Consider the following 15960-nt stretch of genomic DNA (forward strand, 5'->3'; position numbering starts at 1 on the left):
CGTCATGGACGAAAAGGAAACGCTGCACCGCTATCTGCGGGTCCGGCGGGATAACCTCCTGGGCAAGCTGGACGGGCTGAGCGAGTACGACATCCGCCGGCCTCTCACTCCCACAGGCACCAACCTGTTGGGGCTGGTCAAGCACCTGGCCAGGGTGGAACTTGGCTACTTTGGTGAGGTCTTCGGACGTCCCAGCGGAGTCCCCCTGCCTTGGTACGACGACGATGCCAAGCCCGACGCCGACCTATGGGTCCCCGCCGACGAAAGCCGTGCGGACATCGTTGAGCTGCACCTGTCGGCAGCGGCGCACAGCGACGCGACCATCGATGCGCTGCCGTTGGATGCACCCGGGGTGGTGCCGTGGTGGCCAGAGGACAGGCGGCACGTCACCCTGCACCAGATCTTGGTTCACATGGTTGCGGAAAGGGCCCATCATCTGGGCCATGCAGACATCCTGCGCGAACTTATCGATGGAACCGCCGGCCAGCGGCCCGGGGATCCGAACCTCACCCCACGAAGCCCGGAGGAATGGGCCGCTCACCGTTCCGCCGTTGAGGACGCGGCGCGGGCTGCCTTCGATGCGACGCCGAAGACTCAAGACCGTCATAACCCCTCAACCTGAACGGGTCCGCCAACCTGGACGGGTCCGCCAACCTGCACGGGTCGCCAATCTGGGGAAAGCTCGGCCCGGATTCCAGGCGCGCGGTAACGACCCGTGCAGGTTCTTCACTCGTGCTGCGACGCGGCTCCTGTTTCCGTTGCGTGTCCTGCAATTTTGTCCGGTAACCGTGGTGGTTCCCAGTCGGGTTGTTCGCTGGCGTAGTGTCTGCCGGTGGGTGAGATCCAGCCCGGCGGTTCGGTCGTGGTGGCGGGTCCGGGTGTCCAGCCTGTGGTGTGCCGGAGCTTGTGGTGCTTCGGGCACGGCTGGGCGAGGTTGCTGATCCCGGTGGTTCCGCCGTGCGCCCAGGCGAGGAGATGGTCCGCTTCGTTATCCAGGGAGGCGTTGCTGCAACCGGGGAACGGGCACTTCCCATCACGCAGTCTGAGCCATTGGCGTTGGGCTTTGGTGACCGGGTAGCTGGTCCGGCCGATCTCCAGCGGTGCACCGTCCCTGGGGTCGATCAGGACCCGGTGGAAGGAGGTGGCGCCGTCGGCGATGAGCCTGCGTGCCATGGTGATCGGGATCGGACCGTACCCGTCCAGCATCGCCGGTTCATCCGTGGCACCGAGCAGGGACATGACGGGCACGGTGACCAGGACCTGCGCCCGCGGCACCGGGACCCGCCCCACGGCACTTCCGCCCGTGCCGCCACCCATGGTTCCGCCCCCACCCGGCTGGCCGGCAATCTCACCTGTGCCTTCGAGGAGCAGGGTCGCGGTGGTGTCGGCGCGCATCTGGGTCAGGGTGCGGTCCTCGTCCGGGCCCTGCAGCGCCCGGGCCGCGGCCGTGAGCTGGTTCCAGATCCCGGCGGCCTGGTCCGCGGGCAGGTACGCCGAGAGCCAGGCCATGCCGTCCCGGTCCGGGCGGTATTCCAGCCGCCGGTCCGCCACGGACCGGGTGTGGCGTTTTTCGATGCTGACCGGGTGGTGCCGTTCCCGCCATGTCCGGGCCTTATGCCGGAACCGGGACGCGACCAGTTCCCCGACCGGGCCGCGGGCCGGGTTGGGTGCGTCAGGGTCCAGGAAGTGCCCCTCCAACGCCCCCGCTGCGGCGCGGTCAAGGTTGGTGGTCTCGTCCACCATCACCCGGGCGTGCTGCCACGAGATTTCCCCGGCCGTGAGTGCGGACAGGGTCAACGGCAAATCAGTGGTCAGAGTGTGGGATTCGGCCAGCAGGGCCCCGGCGGTCCGCTCGCCGACCGTCAAGGCACAGGCGACCTCCGCGATCAACGCCATTTCCTGCGCGGTGGCCTCCTGCGGCGACAGCGCCGGCGGGTCCAACGCCGTGCAGACCTCGACCAATTCCGCGAGTACGCGGACCTTCTCCGCCGCGGTCCGGGCCTCAAGCCGGGCAATCCCGGCCAACCGGTCCAGGCAATCATCCTTCTGCCGACGCAAAGGATCCGACAGAAACAGCACCTCACCCAGGGCTACGTCATCCTTGGCCTCGGCGCCGGCGGCGCCATCGCGACTCCCAGGGCGTCGGGACGGGACAACGGCACAGTCAGCGGCAACGACGCGGCCGGCGGCTACGAAGGGGCCAGCGGCAACGACGGGGACAGCGGCAGACGCCATAATGCGCTCCAACACCTCATCCGCCGTCATGCTTTCCATACCCCCATCATCCTGCGGGGCACCGACATTTAAGGTGTGAACTAAGGCCTATGTGGATAACTCTCGAGTCGGTCCAATCGCCTGGATGTTCTGTACCGTCAGGTTCCCTAAATGCTGACAACCAGCTTGCCGCGGGCTTTGCCCTCGTGCAGGTAGGCGACAGCGGCGGGGGCTTCTGCCAGAGGAAACACCCTGTCCACCGCTGGCCTCACGCTGCCATCTTCGATCAGTGTTGTCAGTGCCTCTAGATCGTGGAAGGACTCCTTCGCGACGAGCCCCTTGAGTTTTTGTCCGGAGAACAGCGAGACCAACGGCGCACCGAGGGACCGCTGGAACCCGCCGGTCAGCTTCCCGCCACCTTCGCCTCCAACGATCACCAACACTCCCTTTGATGTGAGCGCACGCCGTAGGACCGACAGCGGCCTGTTGCCGGCGGTGTCCACAATGACGTCGTAGAGCACTCCTGCCTGCGAAAATTCGTCCCGGGTGTAGTCGATGACGTGGTCCGCGCCAAGGGACCGGACGAGGTCCACCTTGCCGGTGCTGCACACCCCGGAGACCTCTGCCCCGAACGCCTTCGCAACCTGCACGGCGAAGGACCCCACTCCCCCGCCCGCCCCGATGACCAGGACCTTTTGACCGCCAACAACCCGTCCGGCATCCCGGACCGCCTGCAGAGCGGTAACGGCCGAGATGGGTGCGGCCGCAGTCTCTTCGAAGCTCAGATTGGCTGGCTTGCGGGCCAGCAGCTTTTCCTTCGCGCAGACATACTCGGCAAAAGACCCCTCACAGGTGCCGAACACCTCATCGCCTGGCTGGAACCGGGTCACGCCGGCCCCAATGGTTTCCACGACGCCGGCCACCTCCCGTCCACGGACCGGCACCTTCGGCTTCCTCAGCCCGTAGCCAAAGAGCCGGATGAGGTAGGGCAATCCCATCATGAGGTGCCAGACTCCTTGGTCGACGCCAGCGGCGCGGACCCGGATGAGCACCTCGCCTTCAGCTGGTGCGGGCCGGGCAATCTCCCGCAACCTGAGCACGTCCGAATTCCCGTAGACATCCTGCACGATAGCTTTCATGATGCGTCTCCTTCACGATCCGGGTACTGGAAGACGTCCTCCAGCGGAACGCTGAGCACGTGGGCGATCTGAAAAGCCATCTCCAGCGACGGCGAGTACCGCCCCTGTTCTATGGCAATAACTGTCTGGCGGGGTGACGCCCACGCGCTCCGCAAGCTCGGCCTGGGTCATCTCCCCGCGCTCGAACCGGATCCGACGGATGTCGTTGGTGACCCGGGTTGGCTTTACCATGGCTCGAAACCGCGTCGGTAGGCAACGATTTTCGCAATAAAACCCAGAATCGCCGACAACACAAACGTCAGGTAGATGCCGGCGAGGCCCAGCACGATGGCCAGATAGGCGCCGCAGGAGCCCACGGAAACCACCCCCATGATCCAGGCGCTCTTCTCTTCGAAGGCCATTCCCACTCCCGCCGCAAGCCCCAATGTAAAACAAACCTGACATCGCCAATGAAAAACCCAGACATGGGTTTCAACATTTTCAGACGGATGAGACTTCAACGCTGCGGCGGAAACCGCCACTGCGGTTCCGCAGGCGGCCAGCATCGACCCTTGGCGGAGGCCGAGGTTACTATCAGGCATGGTTCCCCTCACCAATCTCCTGGCGTTCGCCCTGGCGTCGCTGGTCCTCATCGCCATTCCCGGCCCCAGCGTGCTGTTTGTCATCGGCCGTTCGCTCGCCCTCGGGCGAAAGGGCGGGCTCCTGAGTGTGCTGGGAAATGCACTGGGCATGGTGCCGCAGATCATCGCGGTGGCCTTGGGAGTCGGCGTGGCACTGGCACAGTCGATGGTGCTGTTCACGATCATCAAGTTCGCCGGCGCGGCTTATCTCGTGTATCTCGGCATTCAGGCGATCCGGCACCGGGGCGGACGTACGACGACGGCGGCCGGCCGAGTGCCGCCGTCGTCCACCTGGCGCATGCTGGGCGAGGGATTCCTGGTGGGTGCCACGAACCCCAAATCGATCGTTTTCTTCGTGGCCGTGCTGCCTCAGTTCGTTGACTACCGGGCCGGCAGCATTCCGCTGCAGCTTGCGTCGTTGGGCGCGGTTTTCCTGCTGATTGCACTCGCGTCCGACAGCGTCTGGGCACTGGCCGCCGGCAGTGCCCGGCACTGGTTTGCCCGTTCCCCGAAGCGCATCTCCACCCTTGGCGCCGCCGGCGGAGTCATGATGATCGGCCTCGGCGGAACGCTGGCGCTGACGGGCAGCAAGTCCTGACAACCGCCAACGCTCCCCCACCTCATGAACCGGTCAGAAAAGTGAGAGAGCGTTGGGTGAAAACCTGCAGGTAGTGCCAGAGCGTCTGGGGAGGGTGCCTGGTGGCGGGGACCTACCCGACCGCCTTCTTCACCACACCCGCCTTCTTCACAGCACCCGCCTCCTTCACGGCACCCGCCCTGTCGCGGCGCCGCGTCCGCTAATCCGGGTGCCCGTCAGACGGCGGCGAGGGCGGAGCGCACGGCGGCGGGCATCGGGGTGGTGGGACGGCCGATCAGGTCGCGGAGATCGGAGCCGCCCACCTGCAGGTCGCCGCGCGCGATGCCGAGGTCAGAGTCCGCCAGGATGTCGGCGAAGGCCTGCGGCACGCCAAAGCCTGCCAGCAGCCCGGCGTAGTCCCCGGCGGGCAGGTCCTGGTAGGCCACGGTCTTGTTGGACGCAGTGCTGATTTCCCGGGCAAGTTCAGCCAGCGTAAACGAGTGGTCCCCGCCCAGCTCGTAGACCTTGCCCGCCTGGTTCTCAGTTGCAACCAGCACGGCGGCGGCAGCCTCGGCATAGTCCACGCGGGACGCGGCGCTGACTTTGCCTTCTCCGGCGCTGCCGGCGAGGGCGCCCTGCGCCAGCGTGCCAGGAAGCTGCTCGGTGTAGTTCTCGAGGTACCAACCATTGCGGAGGATCGTGAACGGGATTCCGGAGTCCTTGAGGATGGCCTCGGTTGCCTGGTGTTCGGCAGCCAGCTTCATGCCGGTGGTATCGGCGTTGGCAATGCTGGTGTAGGCAATGAGCCCGACGCCCGCGGCCTTCGCGGCCTCAATGACGGTGCGGTGCTGCTCAACCCGCTGGCCTACCTCGCTGCCGGAGATCAGGAGGACTTTGGTGGCTCCTTGGAGCGCCTTCGCCACGGAAGCGGCGTCCGTGTAGTCCATGGCCCTGACCTGCACGCCGCGTGCTGCGAAGTCCGAAAGCTTCGCGATGGAGCGGCCTGCCGCCACAATTCCCGCTGCCGGAACGTTCTCCTTCAGGAGGGCCTCGACGACGTGGCGGCCAAGCTGTCCGGTTGCTCCGGTAATAACGATGCTCATGGGTGGTTCCTTTCACCATCTCTAAAGGGGGTCACCCTGCACAACGAGGAACCTGGCAAATAACTTCCTCAGGGAGAGTACGCACTTTAAAGTTAGGTACTAACCCGTAGGTTAGGTACGCATCTTTCGGTAAGCTAAAGGCATGGCGAACAGCAACCTGGAAGTAAGTCTCCTGCCGGCTCCACTGCCGGTGGACTTCGCCGACGGCGTGTTCCCCGCAGGGTGCCCCAGCCGCACGGTGCTGGACCACATCACCTCCAAGTGGGGCGTGTTGGTCCTGTTGTCACTCTCCGAGGGCGAGCAGCGGTGGAGCGAACTTCGGCGCCGCGCAGAAGGCATCAGCGAGAAGATGCTCGCGCAGACCCTGAAAACCCTTGAAAAGGATGGCCTGGTGCTCCGGAAGGCCCAGCCGGTGATACCGCCGCGGGTGGACTACAGCCTGACTGGGCGCGGCTATGAACTGACCGCACTGCTGGTCCCGCTGGTCACATGGACTTACAAGAATGCCGACGACATCATCAACGGCCAGCGCTGAGCGGCAACTCTGTCCGGGGAGGGCTGACGGGAATGCTTCCAAGTGGTGGCCATACAAAAAATGAGTACATGTTACTGGTGTGACTGGTGTGAATAGCGCATAACGTATTCCTAAGGTGCCAGCCGTGAATAGGAGGACCATCCTCTGCTGGGAGCGTTCCGGCAACCGCACCGCAGCGAGCGGCCAGGTGCTGCTCCAAGGAGTGGTTTCAATGGTGAAAACGCACGTCCAGGATCTGGCCAGTATGGGCCGGCCGCTTAGCCTGTCAGCCCTCATCGCCCGGGCTATGGCCCGCATCAGCGGATGGGTCCGAAGAACGCTGGCTCCGAGGAGCCCTTACCGGGTGGGCGATGCCGTGGTGGCAGAGGATCCGTTCAACGGCCGGCGCGAGGGGATAGTGGTATCCCGCCGCGGTCCGAGTGTTGGAGTCGGAACCGCGGCGGGAATTTACTATGTCGACCACCGCCTGCTCAAGCGGCAGGATTAGGCGCCTTAGCGGGCGGACCAGCCGCCGTCCATGGTGTAGCTGGCTCCGGTGACCATGCCTGCGTGATCGGACGCCAGCCAGGCCACCAGGGAGGCCACTTCCTCCGGCTCAACCAACCGTTTGATGGCGGCTTCGGTGAGCATGACCTTGGCGAGGACCTCGGATTCCGGGATCCCATGGACCTTGGCCTGGTCGGCGATCTGCGACTCCACCAGCGGGGTGCGGACATAGCCGGGGTTGATGCAGTTGGACGTCACCCCGCGCTCCCCGCCCTCCAGCGCCGTCACCTTGCTCAGCCCTTCCAGGCCGTGCTTGGCGGATACGTACGCGCTTTTGAACGGGGAGGCACGGATCCCGTGCACCGAGGACAGGTTGATGATGCGGCCGAATCCGCCGGCATACATGTGCGGAAGGGCTGCCCGGATCAGCAGGAACGGCGCTTCCAGCATGAGGGTGATAATCCGGCGGAACTCCACCGGATCAAAATTCTCGATAGGGCTGATGCGCTGGATTCCGGCGTTGTTCACCAGGATGTCGCAGTCCAGGCTCAGGGTAGCGAGCTTGTCCACGTCCAGCAGGTCAAGAGCCCAGGCGGTGCCGCCCACTTCGTCGGCGAGGGCTGAGGCGCCGGCAGAGTCGACGTCGGCAACCACCACCTTCGCCCCACGCGCGGCGAGCTCGCGGACACACGCTGCGCCGATCCCGCTGGCACCGCCGGTCACGAGGGCCTTGCGGCCGTTCAGTGTGTTTTCCATAGCAGATCCCGTTCCCATCGTGTCCCTCATTCTTCAGGCGTCAGCGGCTCAAGAGCTCAGCGTGAGCTTGCCGTGAGCAGACCCTCGCGCTCGGCGTCGGCCCTGTCCACTTCTTCCAGGGCGATGCCTTTTGTCTCCTTCAGGCTCAACACTGCCACTGTGGTGATGGCGCACGCCACTACCAGGTAGATGGCCGTGGGAAGCCAGGACCCGGTGTCCTTGAGCCACTGGGTGGCCAGGAGCGGCGCCAGCGAACCGGCGAAGATCGAGGTGACCTGTGAACCCAGGGACACACCGGCGTAGCGCATCCGGGTGGGGAAGAGCTCAGCCATGATGGCAGGCTGCCCGGCGTACATAAACGCGTGGAGGCACAGGCCGATCGTCACGGCGAGGACAATGACAAACGCGTTCTTGGTATCGAACATCGGGAAGGCGAAGAACGGCCAGGTGGCGCCGGTGATGGCACCGATCAGGTACACCGGCTTCCGGCCCCAGCTGTCCACGAGGCGTCCCACCTGCGGGATGACCAGGAAGTGGATGACATGGGCGATCAGGAGCGCCAGCAGCAGCGAGGACGTGTCGTACTTGTGGACGCTCTTGAGGTAGACAATCGCGAAGCTGACCACCAGGTAGTACATGATGTTCTCCGCGAAACGCAGCCCCATGGCCTGCAGGATTCCCTTGGGGTACTTGCGGACCACTTCGAAGACGCCGTAGCTGACAGCCTGCTCCTTCTCCACCAAGGCCTTGGCCTCGAGGAAGATGGGGGCCTCGGTGACGTGGGTGCGGATGTAGTAGCCAACGAACACGATCACGGCTGAGAGCCAGAACGCCACGCGCCAGCCCCAGCTGAGGAATGCTTCCGGGCTGAGGGTGGAGGACATGATGTACAGGACCAGGGTGGCCAGCAGGTTGCCCACGGGAACGGCGGACTGGGGCCAGCTGGACCAGAATCCGCGGGACTTGTTGGGGCTGTGCTCGGCGACCAGAAGGACGGCGCCGCCCCATTCGCCACCGAGGGCGAAGCCCTGGATGAAGCGGAGGAACACCAGGAGCGCCGGCGCAAGGTAGCCGATGTCGGCGAAGCCCGGGAGGCAGCCCATCAGGAACGTGGACACGCCGATAATGATGATGGTGAGCTGAAGCGTGGGTTTGCGGCCCAGCTTGTCGCCGATCTGGCCAAACACGATGCCACCGAGCGGGCGGGCCACGAAGCCCACGGCGTAGGTGATGAAGGCCTGGATGATGCCGTCCAGCTCGTTGCCGGTGGCGGGGAAGAAGTACTTGCCAAAGACAAGGGTTGCCGCAGTGGCGTAGAGGAAGAATTCGTACCATTCCACTACCGTGCCCACCATTGAGGCGGCCACGATCTTCTTAAGTCCGGATCCCTTGGATGCGGGTCCGGCGGCATTATCTGCCGAGCGCTGCTCTACGCTCATTGGGTTTCTCCTTAGTGTCCACTTTGACACGCGCTGTGATCCACAGCACTAATGGCTCCACTGAGTATCCCTGCACAAAGTCGGGCCTTCAATGGCCAATCCAGCAGGAGCCATGTGCATAATTGCAGATATGAAGGCTAACCCCGATGACCTGCTGGTGCTCCTTGAGGTGTCCAGGTCAGCAAAATTTACGACGGCGGCGCAGGCCCTGGGGCTGAACCACACCACTGTTTCACGCCGGATCGCCGCGCTGGAGAAAGTGCTGGGCGGCCGCGTCCTCGCCCGGGCCGCGGGCGGCTGGGAGCTCACGGAACTTGGAACCGAAGCGGTCCGGGTTGCCGAGCAGGTGGAAGCGGCAGTCAGTGCGCTGGGACCGGCCGGCCAGGTACCGGACCCGATCACCGGCGCCGTCCGCATGACCGCGACTGACGGTTTCAGCGCCTACATCGCCGCCCCTGCGGTGGCCCGGCTGCGCAGGGACCACCCCGGCCTCAGCGTCGAGGTGGTCACCATGACCCGGCGCGCACTGCAGCAGCGCTCGGGGCTGGACATTGAAGTGGTGGTGGGTGAGCCACAGGTCCACCGCGCCGAGGCCGTACGGCTGGGCGAATACATGCTGGGGATGTACGCCTCCCGCGCCTACCTGGCGGAGAACGGAACGCCCGCCAGCGTGGCGGAACTGACGGAGCACCCCCTGGTGTACTTTGTGGATTCCATGCTGCAGGTTGACGATCTCGACGCTCCGCGCCGCCTGGTGCCGGCCATGCGGGACGGGCTCACCTCCACCAACGTGTTTGTCCATGTGGAGGCCACCCGTGCCGGAGCAGGCATCGGTTTCCTGCCCTGTTTCATGGGTGATCTGCACCAGGACCTGGTCCGCCTGCTGCCGGATGAATTTGCCGAACTGCTGCCCTACTGGATGGTGCTCCGGCCCGACTCAATGCGGCGCCCGGCCGTGGCAGCGGTAGTACAGGCACTGAGGGGCCAGACCCTGGCGCATCGGGAAGCACTGCTGGGGCGGGCAAAACCCCGTCCTGAACGGGCCCCTACGGATTAACCAGCGGGGGTGGTGCGGGGTCGTGGCGCACGGGCGACCCTGCGGCAAAGGCGCGGACCTGGGCGTCGCTCCAGATGTGCGCCGGAACGGCACCGCCCAGGAGCCGCCGGGCAAGCTGCGGGTCGCCGTCGAGCGGGCTGTCGCTCCCGGCCATCACCATGTTCCCGTAACGGCGCCCCTTGAGCATTGCGGGATCGGCGATGATGAGCGTGTGCTCAAAGGTGGCCGCGATGGTGGCCGCGTCCTCGCGGGCGTTCTTCAGATCGGGGGCGTCGCCTGAGTTCACCACGTAGATCCCGCCGGGAGCCAGGACCCGCCTGATGTGGCCGTTGAACTCCGCCGTGGTGAGCGGACGCGGCGTCAGGGATCCGGCAAAAACGTCGCGGATGATGAAGTCCCGGCTGTCCTCCGTCAATGTCTCGGTGACAGTGCGTGCTTCGCCCACCCGGAGCCGCAGCAGGGGTGCCTTGGGCAGGTCGAACCAGCCGCGGACGTACTCGGCGAGTTTGCCGTCAAGTTCCACCACCACCTGGCGTGCGTCGGGGTAGGCGGAATGGAAGTAGCGGGCCAGGGAACAGGCGCCCCCGCCCAGGTGCAGGCCGCGCAGCTTGTGGGAATCCGGCGCCTTGGACTGGCCGCCTTTGGGCGGCAGCGGCCAGCGGGACTCGATCAGCGCCGCCATCCAGCGCATGTATTCAAAGTCCAGGAACAGCGGGTCCGCGAGGTCGATGTGGGAGCTCATCACACCGTTGATTTTCAGGAGCCAGCCGTTGGAATTGTCCTGGTCCGCGATCAGCTCACAGTCGCCGGTATCGATGTAGTAGACGCCCTCAACGGGGCCGTCCGGCCGGGTTCCCTTTGGCACGTCGATGACACCCGCCGCCGGACGCTGGCTGTTCCTACCGCCTGACTTGCCGCGTTTAGCCATTATCCGTGTGCCGCTTCAGTCATGGTTCAACCCTAGAGGACGGGGCATGGTGCAGGCAGCCTAGTCTGCCTGCACGGCACCCTTGCCGGCCTGGATGCGCTGCACCACGGCGGAGGTGGACCGTTCCGCGACGTAGTCCAGGATGGCCACCCGCCCGCCGTATTCTTCCACCACGTCCGCTTCCGCCAGCATTTCCGGAGTGTAGTCCCCGCCTTTGGCATAGACCTCGGGCTGGAGCCGGCGGATCAGCGGACTGGCCGTGGGGGTGTCAAAGACTGTTACGTAGTCCACACAGCTGAGTGCGGCGATCACGGCTGCGCGATCAGCCTCAGTGTTGATGGGCCGGCCCGGGCCTTTGAGCCGGCGGACGGAGTCATCGCTGTTCAGCGCCACCACCAGGATGTCGCCGAGCTGTTTGGCCTGCGTGAGGTAGCGGGTGTGGCCGCTGTGGAGGACGTCGAAGCAGCCGTTGGTCAGCACGATCCGCTGCCCCTGGGCCCGGTGCGCCTGCACCTGCCGGGCAAGTTCATCCGCCGGCAGGGCGGTATCGGCAAAGCTCTCCAGGTGCCTGCTGAGCTGGGCTGTGCTGCACACTGACGTGCCCGGCTGGTGGACCACCACGTCCGCGGCTGCCTGGGCCAGATCCAGGCTGGCAGTCAGCGGCAGACCCACCGACCTGGCAAGGGTAAGGGCAGCAACAAAGGTATCGCCTGCGCCGGACGCCTGCTTTTCGGCCGCAGGGCGAGCCCAGGTCCGGTGGGTGCTGCCATCCGACGAAAAGAGCACCGTCCCGTCCCGGTCCAGCGTGACCACAACGGCCCGCGCTCCCGTGGACTCCAGGAGCGCGTCCCGGTGACTGGTCACCACGCCGATCCTGCCGGCGCCGCCGGGAAGGCGCAGGTCCAGCAGACGTGCCGCTTCCCGGGCGTTGGGGGTCACCAGGTCCGGCCGGAGCACCGCCCAGGGCCGGGGATCATGGGCGTCAATCACCGTCAGCGGGCGTTCCGTTGTTGGTTCCGGCGCGGTGTCCCCGGCCGCGAGCGCTGTAAGAATGGCAGCCTGCACCGGATCCGCCAGCACGCCGGTGCCGTAGTCGCACACCATCACCGCGTCCTGATGTTCGACGGCGGCGGCAACTGAGGCTGCGAGCGCGGCCAGCGCCTCGGCCGGAACCGTGCTGGCAGAGTCATCGATGCGGAGCATCACCTGGCCGCCGCTGCTGATGCGGATTTTGGTGGTGGTGACCATGGCCGGATGGCTGTGCAAATGGCTGACGTCGATGCCGGCATCCTCAAGTTTCCGGCGCAGGGCCGCCCCGGCGTCGTCGTTGCCGATAATCCCGGCCACGGACACCCGCGCACCGAGGGCTGCGAGGTTCATCGCTGTGTTGGCAGCGCCTCCCGGAGCGGATTCCCGGGAGGTGATGTCAACCACCGGGGCGGGTGCCTCCCGGCAGAGCCGTTCGATGGTTCCGCTCCACCAGCCGTCGAGCATCACGTCGCCGATGACCAGGATGGCAGGGCGTTCGGCAGCCAGACGCCTGGGAAGCCAGCCGGACAGGGCACGCTGGCTGGAGAGGTTGTCCTGTCCTGCCGGGTCCCGCGGGGTCATGGCGCACCTGCCGCGGACTGCTGCGGCGGAGCGGCCAGGTGGACCACCTTCACACGGGAGAATTCGTCCAGTAGTTCGGGCCCGTATCCGAAGCCATGTCCGCTCACGCCGCGGGGCTGCGCCGAACCTCCGGGGGCGCCGCCGAACACCTCATTGATTTTTACGGTCCCCACCGGAAGGGCGGCGATGGCCTGCTGGGCGTGCGCGATGTTTCCGGTGAGCACGGTGGCGGCCAGGCCATACTTGCCGCCCGCAGCCTGGCGAAGCCCTTCCTCAAAGCTCGCCACCACCTGCACCGGTGCCACCGGCCCGAACGTCTCCTCTGTCATCACACGCATGCGGTCCGTGCATTCCACGAGCACGGTGGCCGGGTAGAAAGCACCGGGCCCTTCGGGGACGGACCCGCCTTCCACCGCGTGCGCCCCGAGTTCCCGGGCCTGGGCCACCTGGGCATGAACCGCGTCCCGCATCCGGGTGTCCACCAGCGGGGCCAAGGTTCCGTTGCTGTTGCGGAGCGCGGCCTCGGCTTCCAGCGCAGCGCAGAATGGGCGGGCAATGTCCGCGTGGACGTAGATCCGCTCCACCGAGGTGCAGATCTGGCCGCTGTTGCTGAACGCTCCAATGGCCGCCTGCTCCGCCGCCCAGAGCGGGTCCACGTCCCGGTCCACCAGCAGCGGGTCGTTCCCGCCGTTTTCGCGGATCACGTGCGCGCCGCTGAGCAGACCGGCCTCGGCGATCCGCGCCCCGGCCTCGCTGGACCCGACGTGGGCAATGACGTCCACCCCTGCCTGGGTGAGGAGCTTCCCCACACCCGCCCCGCCGGAGATCGTGGTGAGCACACCTGGCGGGAACGCCGGCGCCAGCACCTCGCCCAGTGCCTCGCCAAGCCGCGGGCAACGTTCGCTCGGTTTGTGGACCACCGTATTGCCGGTGACCAATGCCGCGCCGATCAGGCCGCACGCAACAGCCACAGGATCATTCCATGGCGTCAGCAATACGGCCACTCCGCGGGGTTCGGCCACGGTGTAATCGGCGGCGAACCGGTTGCCGTTCAGGCTGTGCCCCCGGTGCACCGGGCCCACCTCTGCATACTGCACCAACGTGGACACCCCGGCATCGATCCCGGCCAGGGCTTCCTCCACCGGGCGCCCGGTCTCGCTGGCGTTCAGGCCCGCCAGGTCAGCCGCGGCAGCCTTCAGTGCCCGGGCTGCGGCGTGGAGCCCGGCGCCCCGCTCGGCGGCAGGGCTCGCCGCCCATCCGCCGGCCGCCTCCCGGGCAACCTTTACGGCATGCGCCACGTCCGCCGGTTCCGGCTCGGGCACGGACCACAGGACCTCGCCTGTCCGCGGATCCCGGACAATGATCCCGGCGTGGTTGGATGCGGTCTGAGCGGCAATGGGCATGGCCTTCGTATCCATGGAACTCCTCCCTGGGGTACTTCTCCTTGCTGTCCCTTACCCCGGGTGGCGACGTTTACACCGAGGTAGCCACGCCGCCCGTCCGTCCGTAGGGTGGCAGCACGCGCACGGAAGGAAACGGTCCAATGGAAGATTCCGGGAACGGACCCGCTGAAAGACCAGCCGCCGGACCCGCCGCCGGCCCGGGCGTCGGCCCGCTGCTGGACAAATTCCGGGACATCACCCGGATCGCCCTGTTGCGCGGTGGCGGACTCGGCGACCTGATGTTTGCCCTTCCGGCCGTCTCCGCGCTGAAAGCGGCCTATCCGGGCTCCACGGTGACGTTGCTGGGGACGCCCCTTCAGGACGCCCTGGTGTCCGGCACCCTCACTGCGCTGGACGACGTCATGATCCTGCCGTTCGCCGAAGGGGTCCGCCCGGGCAAGGAGGAACCGGCCGCCGTCGAACGGTTTTTTAACACCGCGCACGAACGGCACTTCGATCTCGCGGTGCAGCTCCACGGCGGCGGACGCTATTCGAACCCGTTCCTGCTGAGGCTGGGGGCCCGGCACACAGTGGGATCCGCTACCCCGGATGCGGTGCCGCTGGAACGGACGCTGCCCTACACCTACTACCAGCACGAACCGTCGCGCGCCCTGGAGGTGGCGGGCCTCGCAGGCGCGGCGCCAGTGCTGCTGGAGGCCAGGCTGAACCCGCGGGCCCGCTTCGTGGCGCAACTGCCTGCGGCACTGGGCACCGAGCTGCCGCCCGGGGACACTCCCCTGCTGGTCATCCATCCCGGCGCCAGCGACCCCCGCCGCCGCTGGCCGGCCGAAGCTTTCGGAGCCGTCGCCCGGGCAGTTGCCGACGACGGCGGCCGGGTGCTGGTGATCGGTGACGCGGGCGAAAAGGGGCTGGCGGAAGCCGTGGTGAGTGCCGCCGTCGGGCACTCCACCGGGAACGGTGCCGGGCCTGTCATCAACGTTGCCGGCCGGCTGGAACTGGGCGGACTGGCGGCCCTGCTCGCCCGGGCTGATGCCGTCCTGGCCAACGACAGCGGTCCCCGTCACCTGGCGCAGGCTCTGGGAACACCAACCGTGGGGATTTACTGGGCCGGAAACGCGCTGACCTCAGGCCCCCTCGGGCGGGGCAGGCACCGGATCCACCTGTCCTGGGTGACGCGTTGTCCGGCGTGCGGCGCCGACGTGACCCAGGTGGGCTGGACCGCTCCGCGCTGCCCGCACAACGATTCCCTGATGGAGGGAATCGACACGGACGGGGTCGCCGCAGACGTCCGGAGCCTGCTGGCACAGTAACGGGTCACGGCCAGGAGCCCTCCTCCTCGTGGCAGATCAGCATCTCCCGGACTTCGCAGCCCGTCGGCTGGGACAGCACAAACAGGATCGCCTGGGCCACGTTGCCCGGATCGTTGAGCCGGGAATCATCCTGGGGTTTGTACTGTTCGGTCCTGTCGTCAAAGAAACGGGTCTTCATGCCGCCGGGGATCATGGTGGTCACGCCGATCTCCCCGCCGGTCTCGGCTGCCAAGGCGTGACTGAAGCCGACCACACCGAATTTCGAGGCGCAATAGGCTGTCGCATCGGCCACCGCCCGCTTGCCCAGCGTGGACGCGACGGTTACCACCCTGCCGTGGGAGCCCTTCAGAAATGGCAGTGCGGCCCGGACCACCGAGACGGTGCCGAACAGGTTGACGGCGACCACCTTCTCCCACTCCCCGGCGGCAACGTCCGCCAGTTTGCCGCACCGGTCGATTCCTGCCGCCGTGACCACTGCATCGAGGCCGCCCAACGACTCCGCGGCCTCCCGGACTGCCTGCTCCACCGCCACCCGGTCCGCAACGTCCACCTCGAAGGCTTTCACGCCGGGGACGCTGCTGATGTCGCGGTCCAGGACCACGGGCGTCCCGCCCGCCCTCAGCACTGCGTCGACGACGGCGGCACCCAGGCCCGAAGCCCCTCCCGTGACGAGGACGCGGCCGGGTCCGGCCGGTTCGGGCCAGGACGGTCCGGGTCCCGGGGATGGGTCAGTGCTCACTGCTGGATCGGTGGTCATGGTGTTCCTTTCATATGGACGGCAG

Annotated in this window: 16 protein-coding genes and 1 pseudogene; 6 read left to right on the forward strand and 11 right to left on the reverse strand. The window is 66.6% G+C overall.

Annotated elements, in window-relative coordinates:
• The first annotated feature begins 4 nt into the window (after positions 1–4).
• On the forward strand, positions 5–622 hold the full coding sequence (locus AC1MCA_RS07965) for a DinB family protein (RefSeq protein WP_479802494.1): 618 nt from the start codon (positions 5–7) through the stop codon (positions 620–622).
• A 104-nt stretch (positions 623–726) separates the two neighbouring features.
• Here AC1MCA_RS07965 and AC1MCA_RS07970 read toward each other — a convergent pair whose 3' ends face one another.
• The 4 genes and pseudogenes from AC1MCA_RS07970 to AC1MCA_RS07985 all read right to left on the reverse strand — a co-directional run bounded on the left by AC1MCA_RS07970 (position 727) and on the right by AC1MCA_RS07985 (position 3934).
• Positions 727–2274 (reverse strand): HNH endonuclease signature motif containing protein, encoded by a 1548-nt coding sequence (locus AC1MCA_RS07970; protein ID WP_479802496.1) that lies wholly within the window; start codon positions 2272–2274, stop codon positions 727–729.
• Between the two features lie 107 nt (positions 2275–2381).
• Positions 2382–3353, reverse strand: coding sequence for an NAD(P)-dependent alcohol dehydrogenase (locus tag AC1MCA_RS07975; protein WP_479802498.1), 972 nt, complete (start codon positions 3351–3353; stop codon positions 2382–2384).
• Positions 3350–3584 (reverse strand): annotated as a pseudogene (locus AC1MCA_RS07980) (helix-turn-helix transcriptional regulator). The gene AC1MCA_RS07975 and the pseudogene AC1MCA_RS07980 overlap by 4 nt, the downstream one beginning before the upstream one ends.
• Positions 3578–3934, reverse strand: coding sequence for a hypothetical protein (locus tag AC1MCA_RS07985; RefSeq protein ID WP_479802499.1), 357 nt, complete (start codon positions 3932–3934; stop codon positions 3578–3580). The pseudogene AC1MCA_RS07980 and the gene AC1MCA_RS07985 overlap by 7 nt, the downstream one beginning before the upstream one ends.
• Here AC1MCA_RS07985 and AC1MCA_RS07990 point away from each other — a divergent pair.
• The gene (locus AC1MCA_RS07990; protein ID WP_479802501.1) at positions 3933–4571 is read left to right on the forward strand and encodes a LysE family translocator; all 639 of its coding nucleotides are present in this window, start codon (positions 3933–3935) and stop codon (positions 4569–4571) included. The genes AC1MCA_RS07985 and AC1MCA_RS07990 overlap by 2 nt on opposite strands.
• Before the next feature lie 215 nt (positions 4572–4786).
• On the opposite strand, the gene AC1MCA_RS07995 is transcribed toward AC1MCA_RS07990, so the two are convergent.
• Positions 4787–5653, reverse strand: coding sequence for an SDR family oxidoreductase (locus AC1MCA_RS07995; protein ID WP_479802503.1), 867 nt, complete (start codon positions 5651–5653; stop codon positions 4787–4789).
• A gap of 142 nt (positions 5654–5795) precedes the next feature.
• Here AC1MCA_RS07995 and AC1MCA_RS08000 point away from each other — a divergent pair, with 142 nt between their 5' ends.
• Positions 5796–6188: a winged helix-turn-helix transcriptional regulator gene (locus tag AC1MCA_RS08000; RefSeq protein WP_479802505.1), complete on the forward strand. Its 393-nt coding sequence runs from the start codon at positions 5796–5798 to the stop codon at positions 6186–6188.
• Positions 6189–6312: 124 nt separating this feature from the next.
• A complete protein-coding gene (locus AC1MCA_RS08005; RefSeq protein WP_479802507.1) occupies positions 6313–6675 on the forward strand; it encodes a hypothetical protein in 363 nt (120 codons plus the stop codon).
• A gap of 5 nt (positions 6676–6680) precedes the next feature.
• Here the strand turns inward: AC1MCA_RS08005 and AC1MCA_RS08010 are convergent, their stop codons facing one another.
• Positions 6681–7430: a 3-hydroxybutyrate dehydrogenase gene (locus AC1MCA_RS08010; RefSeq protein WP_479802509.1), complete on the reverse strand. Its 750-nt coding sequence runs from the start codon at positions 7428–7430 to the stop codon at positions 6681–6683.
• 56 nt (positions 7431–7486) lie between these two features.
• A complete protein-coding gene (locus AC1MCA_RS08015) occupies positions 7487–8869 on the reverse strand; it encodes an MFS transporter (RefSeq protein WP_479802511.1) in 1383 nt (460 codons plus the stop codon).
• A 130-nt stretch (positions 8870–8999) separates the two neighbouring features.
• Between AC1MCA_RS08015 and AC1MCA_RS08020 the strand changes: the two genes are divergently transcribed.
• A complete protein-coding gene (locus AC1MCA_RS08020) occupies positions 9000–9926 on the forward strand; it encodes a LysR family transcriptional regulator (protein WP_479802513.1) in 927 nt (308 codons plus the stop codon).
• Here AC1MCA_RS08020 and AC1MCA_RS08025 read toward each other — a convergent pair.
• The 3 genes from AC1MCA_RS08025 to AC1MCA_RS08035 are packed head-to-tail and all read right to left on the reverse strand — an operon-like array spanning position 9916 to position 13883.
• Complete coding sequence (locus tag AC1MCA_RS08025; RefSeq protein WP_479802515.1) at positions 9916–10854, reverse strand: spermidine synthase; 939 nt, start codon at positions 10852–10854, stop codon at positions 9916–9918. The two genes, AC1MCA_RS08020 and AC1MCA_RS08025, sit on opposite strands and share 11 nt — an antisense overlap.
• A 60-nt stretch (positions 10855–10914) precedes the next feature.
• Positions 10915–12465 carry a D-glycero-beta-D-manno-heptose 1-phosphate adenylyltransferase gene (gene rfaE2, locus AC1MCA_RS08030; protein WP_479802517.1) on the reverse strand — a complete coding sequence of 517 codons (1551 nt, stop codon included), beginning with the start codon at positions 12463–12465 and terminating at the stop codon, positions 10915–10917.
• A complete protein-coding gene (locus AC1MCA_RS08035) occupies positions 12462–13883 on the reverse strand; it encodes an aldehyde dehydrogenase family protein (protein WP_479802519.1) in 1422 nt (473 codons plus the stop codon). The genes rfaE2 and AC1MCA_RS08035 overlap by 4 nt, the downstream gene beginning before the upstream one ends.
• Positions 13884–14008: 125 nt before the next feature.
• Between AC1MCA_RS08035 and AC1MCA_RS08040 the strand changes: the two genes are divergently transcribed.
• Positions 14009–15178, forward strand: a complete 1170-nt coding sequence (locus AC1MCA_RS08040; protein WP_479802521.1) for a glycosyltransferase family 9 protein — start codon at positions 14009–14011, stop codon at positions 15176–15178.
• 4 nt (positions 15179–15182) lie between these two features.
• Here AC1MCA_RS08040 and AC1MCA_RS08045 read toward each other — a convergent pair whose 3' ends face one another.
• Positions 15183–15935 carry an SDR family oxidoreductase gene (locus AC1MCA_RS08045; protein WP_479802523.1) on the reverse strand — a complete coding sequence of 251 codons (753 nt, stop codon included), beginning with the start codon at positions 15933–15935 and terminating at the stop codon, positions 15183–15185.
• Between the last annotated feature and the right edge of the window lie 25 nt (positions 15936–15960).

The sequence above is a fragment of the Arthrobacter sp. BK1 genome, assembly GCF_056680055.1.

Coding starts and splice junctions, on each gene's coding strand:
- AC1MCA_RS07965 (WP_479802494.1), top strand. CDS start 5: ATGGACGAAAAGGAAACGCTGCACCGCTATCTGCGGGTCCGGCGGGAT.
- AC1MCA_RS07970 (WP_479802496.1), bottom strand. CDS start 2,274: ATGGAAAGCATGACGGCGGATGAGGTGTTGGAGCGCATTATGGCGTCT.
- AC1MCA_RS07975 (WP_479802498.1), bottom strand. CDS start 3,353: ATGAAAGCTATCGTGCAGGATGTCTACGGGAATTCGGACGTGCTCAGG.
- AC1MCA_RS07990 (WP_479802501.1), top strand. CDS start 3,933: ATGGTTCCCCTCACCAATCTCCTGGCGTTCGCCCTGGCGTCGCTGGTC.
- AC1MCA_RS07985 (WP_479802499.1), bottom strand. CDS start 3,934: ATGCCTGATAGTAACCTCGGCCTCCGCCAAGGGTCGATGCTGGCCGCC.
- AC1MCA_RS07995 (WP_479802503.1), bottom strand. CDS start 5,653: ATGAGCATCGTTATTACCGGAGCAACCGGACAGCTTGGCCGCCACGTC.
- AC1MCA_RS08000 (WP_479802505.1), top strand. CDS start 5,796: ATGGCGAACAGCAACCTGGAAGTAAGTCTCCTGCCGGCTCCACTGCCG.
- AC1MCA_RS08010 (WP_479802509.1), bottom strand. CDS start 7,430: ATGGAAAACACACTGAACGGCCGCAAGGCCCTCGTGACCGGCGGTGCC.
- AC1MCA_RS08015 (WP_479802511.1), bottom strand. CDS start 8,869: ATGAGCGTAGAGCAGCGCTCGGCAGATAATGCCGCCGGACCCGCATCC.
- AC1MCA_RS08020 (WP_479802513.1), top strand. CDS start 9,000: ATGAAGGCTAACCCCGATGACCTGCTGGTGCTCCTTGAGGTGTCCAGG.
- AC1MCA_RS08025 (WP_479802515.1), bottom strand. CDS start 10,854: ATGGCTAAACGCGGCAAGTCAGGCGGTAGGAACAGCCAGCGTCCGGCG.
- rfaE2 (WP_479802517.1), bottom strand. CDS start 12,465: ATGACCCCGCGGGACCCGGCAGGACAGGACAACCTCTCCAGCCAGCGT.
- AC1MCA_RS08035 (WP_479802519.1), bottom strand. CDS start 13,883: ATGGATACGAAGGCCATGCCCATTGCCGCTCAGACCGCATCCAACCAC.
- AC1MCA_RS08040 (WP_479802521.1), top strand. CDS start 14,009: ATGGAAGATTCCGGGAACGGACCCGCTGAAAGACCAGCCGCCGGACCC.
- AC1MCA_RS08045 (WP_479802523.1), bottom strand. CDS start 15,935: ATGACCACCGATCCAGCAGTGAGCACTGACCCATCCCCGGGACCCGGA.